Genomic DNA, 12,390 nt, shown 5'->3' with positions numbered 1-12,390 from the left:
ACGGTCACCTAGCGATCCGTTTCGTCCGCCGTCCGCCGCTCATGACGCGGTCAATGTCAATGCCGGTGCCGGTGATGAATGTCCGGAAAATGCGCATGGCTGTGCGTGATCGGCAGATGCACGTGCGGATGCGCGTGCGGTTCGTTGCCGTCGTACGCAAAATCGTGCGCATGCTGATGATGTTCGTCGTGCCGATGCCGGTGCGTGTGCTCGAGCCGCTCGTGCGTATGCGTGTGTTCGTGCCGTTCGCGCACGTGCAGCCAGATACCGAACGCCATCAACGCGCCAGCGATCCAGAACGTCGCCGGCGGCAGCGCGGGCCAGATCAGCAGCGACAGCACGACGCCGAACAGGGGCGCGATCGAGAAATACGCGCCCGTGCGCGCGCTGCCGAGATGACGCAGCGCGACGACGAACAGCACGAGGCTGATCCCGTAGCCGCCGAGCCCCGTCAGCATCGCGGCAGCCGTGACCGGGATAGCCGGCAGCGTCGCGCCGGTCGCCAGCGCGATGCCGATGTTCACGGGTCCGGCAATCAGCCCCTTCGCGCACGCGATGACCATCGCGTCGTTCGCGGCCACCTTGCGGGTCAGGTTGTTGTCGATCGCCCAGCACAGGCATGCGCCGACGATCAGCAGCGCGCCGACCGGCACGCCGGCCCGGCCCGGCGTCCACGACAGCAGCGTGCCGCCGGCGACGATCGCGACCATCCCGAGGAACACCTGCGAATCCACGTTCTCGCGAAACACGACCCATGCGATGACGGCCGTCAGCACGCCTTCGAGATTGAGCAGCAACGCGCTGGTCGCCGCTGGCGTGCTCGACAGCCCGAGCATCAGCAAGGCCGGGCCGGCTACCCCGCCCGCCACGATCGCGCCGGCCAGCCACGGCAGGTCGGCGCGCTGCAGCGGCGCGGCGTCTGCGGCCGGTGCGTGACGGTTGTGCAGGCGGCGAAGCAGGATCCCGATGCCGAGCCCGACGCCGCTGCCGAGATAGAACAGGCCAGCGACCATGAACGGCGACATCGCGCCGATCAGTGCCTTGGCGAGCGGTGTCGCGGCGCCGAACAGTGCGGCAGCGGTGAGCGCGACGAGAATCGCGGAATGTCTCGAGTGCATGATTCGGATTGAATTGATGTTGAAAGGCGCCGGCCGTCGCTTCGAGTCGTGTCGCAGTTGGCTTTCCGTACCTTTCGAAATGCAAGCTGCATCACACCGGCCAGCTTGCGCACGAACTGGCGGCCCGCCGAGATTATCGCGCGTCATCATGTCAGGACGACCGGGCGCGGACGCTCATACGCCGGTTGACTGTCCCGGCGTTGCAATATCTTAGGAAACCGAATTGATTGAATGAAGCGTCGCCGCATTCGGGGCATGCGTACCGTCCATGCGCATACGACAAAGTCGACGCATCGATCATGCAGCACCGATCGACGAACTTTCTTCGTTCGGTAGCGGGGTCTGTTCGAGGCGGGACAGGTGAGGCCCGGCACGTCGAGCGCCGGTGGGAGCAGACTGACCTGCCTCTGTCGAGGCAGGTCAGTCTGTGTCGGGTCATTCGCCGCAGGCGATGTGCATGCGGGTCAGCGCCGTGCGCGACGCAGCGGCGCGGTGCCGGTTACTCGTTTCCGGCCGTTTGCTGCTCGACCTGCGGCGCCGCGTCGGCTTGCGCTTCAACGTTCGCCGGTTGCGGCTCGACGGTGGCCTCGGCTTGCTGCTCGGCCTTCGGCTGCTGCGGTGCACCCTTCGCCGACTGCCCCGCGCCCTTGCCGGGGCGGCGCGCCTTCAGCCGGCGCGCCCGTGCTGCGTCGTCATGCGTGACGCGCCCTGCTTCGTTGCCTTGAAGATCGACCCGCACCGCGTCTTCGACGAGGCACGACCAGTAGCGGTTGCCGCGGCACCACGTCGACATTGCTTCGCGCAATTCGGCTTCGCTGAGCCCGACGGCCTGTGCCTCGCGCGCGAGGTCGTCCCAGATGCCGACCTTGAGCGGCACTTTGGGGGCCGGATTCTTCGGGAACGCACGCGGAAACTTGCGTTGCAGTTTGCCGATCGCGACGATGACCGGATCGACCGGCGCCGACGGCTTCGCCGAAGCAGGCTTCGCGCGATGCGGTGCTTTGCCGCCGGCCGCAGCCGGCTTGGCGCCACGCTGCGGCTGGTCGCCGGACTTCGGCTTCGCGCCGGTGTCCGCCGGCGCTGCCGGCCGCTTCGCGTTACGCTCCTGCTTGGCCTTCGCTGCGAGCTGCGCCCGCAATTCGGCAAGTTGTTCAAAACCCATAAATTCAATCCACCAGGAATATAAGGTGTGGTTCGTGCGGTCATGCCGCGCGGCGAAAAGCTTCGCCGCCATGCGCGGCGACCCGTCTGCCGCCGATGCGGAACACTACGGGGCCGCATCGCGTACGCCACTCTGTTTTCAGGCACCCGGCCACGATGCCGGACAAGGCAGGAGTGGAAGTATACCGGTACGCGCGACGGCCGGTTGACTCACTGGTCTGCATTGGCCCGATTCGAGGCACCGGAAATGCATCCGTGTGGTCGTGTTGCGCATTATATGGATACGTTTCCGGAAGTCACGTCGTTCACCCTCGTCAGCGGAAATCGGGGCCATCTTGCGCACCGCGATCGCCCCGGCGGCGGCACTGGCCGACGCCGCACGCGTGGCGTTTCGCCTCGCGACGTCGATCGCGATCTTGCCGCATCGGTGCGCCGCAGGCCCCGGCTGCGATTCGGGATCCCGGGCGACGCCGTCTGCTGCGTGTGAATCAACGATCACGCCAGCGTGAAGCGCTCGGCGATGGATCGACGCAAGTGCCGCGACGTACGCGCCCCCCGTCGATTGCATCGGCGCCCGCAGACGACTCGTTGCGTCCGCATCGATCCCGTGGCGTACGAAGAAGCCGGAAAGTGCGTAGTATGGCCGAATCGATGGCGTCGGCAGCGTACCTCGGTCCGTTTCGCTTCGCACCTGGGCGTGCCGTCGACATCTCGCTTGCCCGCCCAAAAAACAAATCGGTTGCAAGAAACGGAGCAGATACATGGTTCCCCCACACGACATCCCGCACGACGACATCACGCGCGAGGAAATTCACCACCGGCAGATCGACATGCGCGGCTATCGGCGCAGCGATGGCCAGTTCGAAGTGACAGCCTGCCTCGCGGATCGCAAGACCTTTGATTTCACGCCGCCGGGCGGCACACGGACGGTCGCTGCGCTGTCGCCGATCCACGACCTCGGCGTGACGTTGGTCTTCGACGCCGACATGGTCGTGCGCGCCGTATCCACGTTCCTCCGGTCACATCCGTATGCGCAGTGTCCGGGGGGCGGCGACTCGCTGCAGGCGCTCGTCGGACTGAACATCGGCGCCGGCTGGAACAGCGAGGTTCGCAAGCGCCTGCCGTCCTGCGATACGTGCACACACCTGAAGGAATTGCTCGGCCCGATCGCCACCACGGCCTATCAGACGATGGTCGGCATGCGGAAGTCATCGCTCGAGGAGCGCGACAGCGAGAGAAAGCCGCTCAAGATCGACAGCTGCCATGCATATGGCGCATCGCGCGATCTCGTGAAACGTCTTTGGCCCGAATACCACCGGCCGTCAGCAACGGAAAAAGGCCGCTAAGCGCCAGGCATTCGGCCAGTCGTGTGCCCCCAGGATCGGTAGCGCACGAGCATGCGCGCGTCGCGCGCTCAAACGTGCTTCGCCCTGGTCTCACGCCGGCCGGCCGTCGCTGTCAACGGCGCCGGTGATCAGAAGACGCCCAGCGCAAGTCCCGCTGCAAGACCGGCGCCCAGTTCGGCGCAGCGCGCGAGATCGTCGGCGTCGATCGTCTTCGCCGCGAGGATGCGTTCCGGCGTTTGCGCGTGCGTACAGACGATCAGGCCCGGTGCGACGTTCTTCAACCGCCATCCGGTCGCGATCCGGTCGATCTGGCGCAACGCGTTCTGCCCATCGCTTCCCGCGCAGATCATTACCGCATACGGGCGACCGTTCACGCGATCGAGCGCCGCGTAGTAGCAGCGGTCGAAGAAATCCTTCATCAGCCCGGACATCGCCGCGAGATTCTCAGGCGTTGCAAACAGGTAGGCGTCGGCGGCCAGCACGTCATCTGCGCCCGTCGCATCCGCGCGCTGCAGCCTGACGTCGACGCCGGATTGCTCGCGGGCCGCGCCGGCAGCCGCTTCCGCCATCTGTTGCGTGCCTCCGGTCATCGTGTGATAGACGATCAACAGTGTCTTCATGCGTCGTCACTCGCGTTCGGCCGCAGGTACGCCGACGGCATCGCCAGGTTCCGCTGGATGGCCAGAGATCATGTGAGGCTGTTCCGCGTTCGCTTCGACGGATCTGCCGATATGCCGGCTTGTCGGTACGGGGCGCGCATCGATCATGCGCATTGCGCCGGCTTCGATTCGCGCATGTTCGACCGGATGCACGATCAGTCCGTTGCGGTGCGTGATGCGGCGGTGTTTTCCGGTCGCGCGTAGTACGCGAGAAACATGTCGGCAGCGGATTCCGCGACTTTTTGTTGCTCCGGCGCCGCGAGCGGCGGCTGGCCCATCGTGACCTGCGGCCAGAACGCGAATGCCTTCACGACACCGTGCAGCTGATGCGCGGCAAACACCGGATCGGTGACCGACAGGCGCCCGGCCGCCGCGGCCGTCCGTACCCAGACCGTCATGTCTTCCTCGCGCTCGCCGAGCCGCTCGACCATGTCGCGCGCGCGTTCCGGCGAGTGGATGGCCGCACCGATCGCAACACGTGCGAGCGCGAGAAATGCCTCGTCGCTGAGCAGGCGCATTTTGCGATCCAGCAACGCGAGCAATTGCTCGCGCAGCGGCACGTCGGCGCGATAGGTTGGCGAGCTACCGGTTCGGGTTGCATCCCATAATTTTTGCAGGATCGCGGCGAACAACGTTTCCTTGCCCGGAAAGTGGTTGTAGACCGTGCGCTTCGACACGTCCGCGCGCGCGGCGATACGGTCCATGCTGGTCGCGTCGTAACCCGACGCGAGAAATTCCTCGATGGCCGCGTCGACGATGGCCGCGCGCTTTCGATCGGTCAGGCGCTGAGGGGGAGTGCTGGTATCCATCCAGAAATTTTACACCGGGCAGTTTACTTATCCCAAAAATAAACTACACTGTTCAGTATACTTTATTCTCCGGACGAACCGACATGGCATCGCCTCTCGTTTTGATTCATCGCATTCTGGGTATTGCGGCCGCTCGACGCGGCCGCGCGCTGTCTGGCGGCTCGCCGCAGCACAATGGCGAGCGCTTCAGCAATGTCGCGCCCCGTCCGGTCGAGGGGTTAGGCAAGACGCTCGGGATCGCCTGGAACATGCTGTTCAACAAGCCGCGCAATACGGTGCCTGAAGGCGTGCTGCCTGTCGATTCGCTGACCCGCGCGGAACTCGATGCGGCCCCCGATCGCAGCCTGTACCGGCTTGGCCATTCGACGTTGCTGCTGAAGCTGCGCGGCGAATTCTGGCTGACCGATCCCGTCTTTGCCGAACGCGCGTCGCCGTTTCGACGCGTCGGCCCAAAGCGTTTCCATGCGCCGCCGATCGCGCTTGAAGATCTTCCGCCGCTGCGCGGCGTGATCCTGTCGCACGATCACTACGATCATCTCGACCGCGACACGGTGCTCGCGCTCGCGGCAACCACCGGTGTGTTCGTGACAACGCTGGGGGTCGGCGACCGCCTGATCGAATGGGGAATCGACGCGAAGAAAGTCCGTCAGCTCGACTGGTGGCAGAGTGTCGACGTGGCCGGCCTGACGCTGACCGCGACACCTGCCCAGCACTTTTCCGGGCGCAGCCTGCTCGACGGCAACAGCACGCTGTGGGCGTCGTGGGTCATCGTCGACGACGCCTTGCGCGTGTTCTTCAGCGGTGACACGGGCTACTTCGATGGATTCCGGACGATCGGCGAGCGCCTCGGGCCGTTCGACGTCACACTGATCGAAACCGGCGCATACGATGCGCAATGGCCGTACGTGCATATGCAGCCGGAAGAAACCGTGCAGGCGCACATCGATTTGCGCGGACGCTGGCTGGTCCCGATCCACAACGGCACGTTCGATCTCGCGATGCACCGCTGGCAGGAGCCGTTCGAGCGCGTCACGGCGCTGTCGATCGTGCGTGGCGTCGAACTGTCGACACCCAGGATGGGCGAGCGCCTCGCGCTCGACGAGCCGCATCGCGGCGAGCGGTGGTGGCGCACGGCGGACGAGCGCGTGACGTCCGTTGCCACGAAATCGCGCCGCTGGCCGCTTTGCGCGTCGCAAGCGACGAAGTAAGCCCGGCGGACGTTACTCAATTCCCCCGGAGCGCGGCAATGCCGCGACTCCGGGAAGCGCGTTTCCGGCGTACCCGCACGTCGACGCGCCTGCCAGTAGACCCGCTTACCCAAGTAGAGAAGTCATGCATCCGGCAACCGCCCGATACGCACCCAGCCAACAAATCGACCACACCATCGCTGCCTTCAACCCGGAAGCCCCCCGATCACCCCGCCAGGGCCGGGAGAACGACCTGCGGCAGTTGCTCGTAGAGCGCGTCGCGAGGTGGACGGAAGGCGTCGACCACCTCACCACGGCGATTCCGAACCTGAGCCTCCATCGAAGGGAGACGCCAACGCAGCCGATGGACTGCTTGGTCGAACCGAGCTTCGGTCTCGTCGTTCAAGGTACGAAGCGGCTCATTCAGAGCGGCGATGTGTATCTCTGCGACGCCAACCGCTTTCTGATCACATCGCTCGACTTGCCCGGTTCAACACAGGTCATCGAGGCCAACCGTGAAACGCCGTTTCTCGGGATCGGGCTCAAGCTGGATTTTCGCGTCATGGCCGAACTGATGGCGCAGGTCGTCCCGGATCACGAGGAAGCCCCCGCCGGCCGCGGCCTCGTCGTCGGCGATATGAGCGAACCGCTCTACGATGCAGTGAACCGGTTGCTGGCGTTGCTGGATGACCCAAACGCCATTGCCGTTCTCGCCCCGTACGTCGAGCGGGAAATCTACTACCGGCTGCTGACGAGCGACCAGGGTGCCCGCCTGCGCCAGATCGCGTCGGCTGGCAGTCAGGGCAACCGCGTATCGCGGGCGATCCAGTGGTTGCGGACCCATTACGACGAGTCGCTGCGAGTCGACGATCTGGCGGCGCAAGTTCAGATGAGCAGTTCGACCTTCCACCACCACTTCCGCCAACTCACTGGCATGAGTCCGTTGCAGTACCAGAAATGGATACGGCTCAACGAAGCACGCCGGCTGATGCTGTCCGAGCGGCTCGACGCCGCGTCGGCATCGTTCAGGGTGGGATATGCGAGCCCGACTCAGTTCAACCGGGAATACAGCCGGTTGTTCGGCAATTCGCCGCGGAGAGATATCGATAGCCTGCGGAGCGGAGCGGATGTTGTTCTGTCGGTGGCGGCGACTTATTGATCGCGGGGACGGGACCGGAGATGCAGGGTGCCGATTTTGACGGCATCCGTAGAATGGCTGGATCGGCTTCACCGTGAAGGGTCGATCCGGACGAGTCACACGCGCGGAGCGGGATGCGCACTTCCTGGCTTCCCGGCTCAGGATTAGTTGCCGGGCGCCTACCTTGGAACTTGTCATTGAGTATCAAGCGGTGAGTGGACGCCTCTCGAAGTCGGACGTTTCCCCAAGCTCGCGAGCAAAGTTCATCTACAGGCAAGCCGTCCCATACAGCCCTCATGAACCGGTGAGGATTTCGCCCACCGTCAACGACCAAGTCGCTTTACTGCCTTCCCGTCGCTCGTCCACAAATTCTCTGGCGCCTCGGTTCTCGTGTCACGCGGCAATTCAATGAATTGTGCAACCGGAGTGTGCGTTGTCACGTGACAACTCGCGCCGATCATTGGCACGACACACCTAATCAGAGATTCGACAGCGTGCCGTGATGCAAGTGATCCACGGTAATTCGATTTATCTCCAGCATTTGATCGGCACAACACGTTTCAAATACCACATATTACGTATCAAATACGACAATTCGTGACGTCTTCGAACGGACTTCCGAGCGGGGAGTACAAAATGATCATGCGCCCCCATTTACAGGGGTCAACCCGTCGATTTTGCGTGAAACAACATGAAGAATATAGCGCAACCCTTTGCTGTACAAGGATTTCCACGGGCATCGCTTTTCTGGAAATTGTTTCACGATCCGACCCGCTTGCGCTGTCGCACGGGCTTCAATCCTGGAGTTCGTCCTCAAACAGAGCTTCGTATGTGCAGCTGTCGCATGAGGGCTCCTGACAGCACCGGCTGGAACAGGGATATGCATGGCAAAACCATACCCCTCCCCTACCGGGCAATGCATGATGAAGTTGAGGCGGTGCACCCTGCATAAAAGGGGTCATATCAATGACACCCTCAATACACCTCAGAGGGTGTGCTTCAGCGCGCTCACCGCCACCTTTTTGCCGGGATATGAACGTAGCCGTTCAGCGACGAAAGGCCTAGATCTGCAGACCAGTCGATTTCTCAAACCCTTCGACATGGGCGCGTACTGACCGACATGTCGTGCTACGTGTCACTCCAACACTCGAATTTCTCGATACAACACCCCGCTTGTCACGTGACAACTCACCAGGCAGCCAGCCCGGAAATTGGGTTTTCGCGAAGAGCCAACAGTGCCGAATCCTGTCTTTAGCGATCTATCTGCTCACACTCAGCGGAGCCTGATCGCAACTGCACTCAAGAAACACTCAGTCCGATGTCATCCCGCTCGATGTCGATTGTCACGTGACAACTCACCTTACTGCGAGGCAATCGCGCCAAACCGGCGGTTGGATATCGGGCACTGAAATGATCTCGTCATAGCCGGAAACGCAAGCTACTCATGTATTCCCCGGTGTCATACAGTGCCGAGAAGTATCAACTCCCTGCACCTTGTCACGTGACAACTGGCTTTCCCGACGACATACGCGTGATCAACTTATCGGAATCATCGCGAGTGCTACCGGTAGCACGGCGAGATCAATCGACCAGCCTCTATGCGCTAACTCCGGCATCGCCATAAAAATTCGTCGAATTTTCTCTCGATCTTTGTGTGATTTTTATCCTGATCGTCGATTTATTTTTTACTCGACCACATCTCATGACTGGCTCGTTAGCCATTCGGCTACTTGTCACGTGACAACCACATCGATCACCAAGACATACATTGTGTTGAAGGGTTTTCTGGACATTTTGATAATAAGTGCATATATTACGAAAAACTCCGTGGAGAAATTTAATGGCTTTCAAGATCGCCGTCAGTAATCAAAAAGGTGGGACTGGGAAGACAACCATCTCCGTCAATATCGCGGCTGCGTTCGAAGCTGGCGGCAACAAGGTCGCCCTGATCGATGCCGACCCTCAAGGCACATCCGTCCGGTGGGTGACGAGCGGCGAGAACACGCTGCCGATGACGGTTCTTTCGCTGGCCCCTGCCGGCCGCGGCATCGGCGGCGAGATCAAGAAACAGGACGCGAACTTCGACGTGATCGTCGTCGACTGTCCCGGCAACCTCGAAGATCCGCGAATTGCATCGGTACTCGAAGTTGCTGATTTCTGCCTCGTGCCACTGTCGCCGTCGCCGGCCGATCTCTACAGCACCGTCGCGATGATCCGCATGATCGAGTCGATGCGGTCCGTCCGAAACCCGAATCTTTCTTCCGCATTAATGCTGAATAGCGTTAATGGAAAAACTAAAATGCGTGAAGAAATTTTAAAAATTCTAAGAGCTGAAGAAATAGGGGAGCATCTGCTCGACAGCCAGATCGCTCAACGCGAGGTCTACCGTCAGACGTTTGCCCTCGGCACCACGATCCATCATCACAATCGATACCTGAAGGGGCTGAAAGAAGCCCGTGCGGAAATCGAAAAACTGGTCACGGAAATGGCCCAATACATCGCGTCGACGCGCGCTACCGGAGCCGCCCATGGCTAAGGACACATCGAAAGACAAGAAGCCGACCGGCAACCTGCATCTCGCGGCCGGCCTGCTTCGCGGGCTCGCACAGGAAAATGCGGCACTCGAAACGCGACTGCCCGAACCGGCGGCCGCACCGAATGTCGTCGGCGAAACGACGCCCGCCAGCGCTCCGGCCGCGGCCACGCCCGCCGGCACGCCGGATCTTGGCGCTCCGCAGAAGGTGCTGGTCAAGGATTGCATTCCGAACCCGTACAACCCGCGCGTGTTCTACTCGGAGTCGAGCCTGCACGAGCTCGCCCTGACGCTGAAACGGGAAGGGCAGATCGAGCCGATCAAGGTCACGCGGCTCCCGGAGTTTCCCGGCAAGCTCGTCGTAATCGACGGGCAACGCCGGCTCCGCGCGACGAGCATCAACGGCGACGAAACCATCAACGCCACGTTCCGCACGGATCACACGCCCGAGCAGCTCTATACGATCGCGTATCGCGCGAACCACGACCACGAACGCCAGACGATCTTCGACGATGCGGTCGCGTGGAAGCGTCTCCTCGACGAGAAGGTCTTTTCCGACCAGAACACGCTGGCGGAAAAGATCGGCAAAGACAAGGCATCGATCAGCAAGACGCTGTCGCTCAACGCGCTCCCGAACACACTCCTTGAAAGGATGGCGAGCGCGAACGACGTGGTCGGCCTTCAGGCGGCGTACTTTCTGAAGCTGATTTTCGAGCGCCTCGGCGAGCCGACAGCCGACCGGCTGCTGACGGCCGTGATCGATCGGAAAAAATCGGTTCGTGATCTCGAGAATTTCCTGCGTGCGCAGAGCGACGGCAGCAAGAAGGCGGGACGCACGCGTTACAGCGTCCGGCACGACTTCGCGCTCGAATCGCGAGCGATCGGCCAGTTGAAGACCTATCCGGACGGTCGTCTGGATCTACAGCTCAAGGGCGTCGACGCATCGCACCAGGAGGCGCTCGCCGACAAGCTCAAGACCGTCATCGACGCGTACGTTGCCGAGCTGGCAACGGCCACGCAAAAGTAACGCGCGAAAAGCAGAAGGCCTCGCATCCGCATGTGCACCGCGTAGCCGGACGACGACGTCCGGCGCGCGACGCAAACCCGGCTGCGAGGCCTCGTTCAGTTGCCTGCGAGACTGCTTTTCAGCAGGAATTCCAGCAAGTCGTCCGAGGTCGGTTCGCCCCACGTATCCAGCGCGAGCCATCGGAAGAAGCTGGTCTGCGCAAGCTTGCTCGCCTTCTTCTTCGGCGACAGCGTCAGGTCCTTCGAGCCTGCCACCGTTTCGTTGTAACGCTCGAGCAGCTTGGTCTGGTCGTCGATCTCCAGTTCGCGGAAATACGCGCCGGCTTCCTCGACCTTCGCCGCCAGATATTTGTCGCGAATCTGTTCCTGCTTGCTCTGCGCGGATTCCTTCGCCGGTGCGGCCGCCTCCGCTCCCTGCCCGTCGGCCAGCGTGTAGCCGTGCGTCAGCGCCTTGCGGAAATACGCGGCCACGTTGTCGACCGGCGCCGCATTCTTCTTCGTAGTCCGATTGAGCGTATAGGCAATCGCTGCCTTGATGCGCTGCACGCCGTATTGTGTGATCAGCCTGCGCGCTTCCGAACGCGGAATGCCGAACTTGGCGACCTCGTCAACCAGCGCTTCGTTCTTGACGTCGCCGTCCTCCACCGTATCGGCGCTCTGCTTGCGCGTCACCTTGAACTGGACGGCTTCCACGCTCCGGCCGGACTTGTGTTCGATCAACTCGAGCGTGTGATCCGAAACTTCGTTCACCTCCTGAATGCACGGCACCAGGACCTTGCTCTTGAACAGCTTGTATTCCTTGTACGACTGCGACGCCTTGTCCTGGCCGAGAATGAGGTCACGAAATTTCGGTAGCGGGATCTTCGCGGTGATGCCGATTCCTTCGTAGCGCACCGTGTTTTCCCACAACGCAAGCGAATGCGACCGCCTGAACTCGCGGGCAATCCGCATATCGATCAGTGCGTAGATCTCGGGGTTGAGCAGCTCGCTGCGAATCTGGTCGGAGAAGCTGTACTTCAGCACCGATTGCTCGAGCTCCGCACCGGCGAGCAGGCCCGACGCTTTCCAGACCGTCGATCGATCCGCGGCCAGGTAGTCCCAGTTGACGACGGTACTGATCAGCGAGTTGACCGTGTCCTTCACGTATTTCGTGTTGTTGCTGTTCAACCCGCTCTCGTGCGAAAGCGACGCGATCGAGATCGAGAAGCTCGTCCGGCCTGGCTCGAACGCCTCCTGCCGAAGCGCATTCTTGATCAGCGAGCTGAACATCTTGCGCTGCTGCAGACCGATCTTTCCGGACTTGGGCGCGATATGAATCGCCTGGACCGCCTTGCGCAGCAAGTCGGGAGGCTCGGGTGTCTGAAACAGCGAAACCTGTTTGTCTGAGCCTTTGCTTGCGGGCTTGCGCGGCAT

10 protein-coding genes are annotated in these 12,390 nt (G+C 62.1%); 5 read left to right on the top strand and 5 right to left on the bottom strand.

The window, feature by feature from the left end; translation table 11 throughout:
- Nucleotides 1-56: 56 nt before the first annotated feature.
- Nucleotides 57-1,118 (bottom strand): DMT family transporter, encoded by a 1,062-nt coding sequence (locus ACPTTF_RS33320; RefSeq protein WP_423371909.1) that lies wholly within the window; start codon nucleotides 1,116-1,118, stop codon nucleotides 57-59.
- A gap of 499 nt (nucleotides 1,119-1,617) precedes the next feature.
- Nucleotides 1,618-2,280 carry a ProQ/FinO family protein gene (locus ACPTTF_RS33315; protein ID WP_423371908.1) on the bottom strand — a complete coding sequence of 221 codons (663 nt, stop codon included), beginning with the start codon at nucleotides 2,278-2,280 and terminating at the stop codon, nucleotides 1,618-1,620.
- A 760-nt stretch (nucleotides 2,281-3,040) separates the two neighbouring features.
- On the opposite strand from ACPTTF_RS33315, the gene ACPTTF_RS33310 reads away from it, so the two are divergent.
- Nucleotides 3,041-3,625 carry a DUF2889 domain-containing protein gene (locus ACPTTF_RS33310; protein ID WP_423371907.1) on the top strand — a complete coding sequence of 195 codons (585 nt, stop codon included), beginning with the start codon at nucleotides 3,041-3,043 and terminating at the stop codon, nucleotides 3,623-3,625.
- 128 nt (nucleotides 3,626-3,753) lie between these two features.
- Here ACPTTF_RS33310 and ACPTTF_RS33305 read toward each other — a convergent pair whose 3' ends face one another.
- On the bottom strand, nucleotides 3,754-4,245 hold the full coding sequence (locus ACPTTF_RS33305) for a flavodoxin family protein (protein WP_166966282.1): 492 nt from the start codon (nucleotides 4,243-4,245) through the stop codon (nucleotides 3,754-3,756).
- A 194-nt stretch (nucleotides 4,246-4,439) separates the two neighbouring features.
- On the bottom strand, nucleotides 4,440-5,093 hold the full coding sequence (locus ACPTTF_RS33300; protein WP_423371906.1) for a TetR/AcrR family transcriptional regulator: 654 nt from the start codon (nucleotides 5,091-5,093) through the stop codon (nucleotides 4,440-4,442).
- An 83-nt stretch (nucleotides 5,094-5,176) separates the two neighbouring features.
- On the opposite strand from ACPTTF_RS33300, the gene ACPTTF_RS33295 reads away from it, so the two are divergent.
- From ACPTTF_RS33295 to ACPTTF_RS33280, 4 genes are all read left to right on the top strand, one after another.
- The gene (locus ACPTTF_RS33295) at nucleotides 5,177-6,301 is read left to right on the top strand and encodes an MBL fold metallo-hydrolase (RefSeq protein WP_423371905.1); all 1,125 of its coding nucleotides are present in this window, start codon (nucleotides 5,177-5,179) and stop codon (nucleotides 6,299-6,301) included.
- 124 nt (nucleotides 6,302-6,425) lie between these two features.
- Nucleotides 6,426-7,439 carry an AraC family transcriptional regulator N-terminal domain-containing protein gene (locus ACPTTF_RS33290; protein WP_423371904.1) on the top strand — a complete coding sequence of 338 codons (1,014 nt, stop codon included), beginning with the start codon at nucleotides 6,426-6,428 and terminating at the stop codon, nucleotides 7,437-7,439.
- 1,819 nt (nucleotides 7,440-9,258) lie between these two features.
- Nucleotides 9,259-9,954 (top strand): ParA family protein, encoded by a 696-nt coding sequence (locus ACPTTF_RS33285; protein WP_011350423.1) that lies wholly within the window; start codon nucleotides 9,259-9,261, stop codon nucleotides 9,952-9,954.
- Nucleotides 9,947-10,978: a ParB/RepB/Spo0J family partition protein gene (locus ACPTTF_RS33280; RefSeq protein ID WP_166966270.1), complete on the top strand. Its 1,032-nt coding sequence runs from the start codon at nucleotides 9,947-9,949 to the stop codon at nucleotides 10,976-10,978. Before ACPTTF_RS33285 ends, ACPTTF_RS33280 begins: the two co-directional genes overlap by 8 nt.
- Nucleotides 10,979-11,073: 95 nt before the next feature.
- On the opposite strand, the gene ACPTTF_RS33275 is transcribed toward ACPTTF_RS33280, so the two are convergent.
- Nucleotides 11,074-12,390, bottom strand: a complete 1,317-nt coding sequence (locus ACPTTF_RS33275) for a replication initiation protein (RefSeq protein WP_423371903.1) — start codon at nucleotides 12,388-12,390, stop codon at nucleotides 11,074-11,076.

Origin of the sequence: Burkholderia crassaminum, from assembly GCF_964265005.1 — a bacterium.
Classification (GTDB): domain Bacteria; phylum Pseudomonadota; class Gammaproteobacteria; order Burkholderiales; family Burkholderiaceae; genus Burkholderia.
Note: the sequence above shows the minus strand (reverse complement) of the source record. Positions and strands in the feature narration are given on the sequence as shown.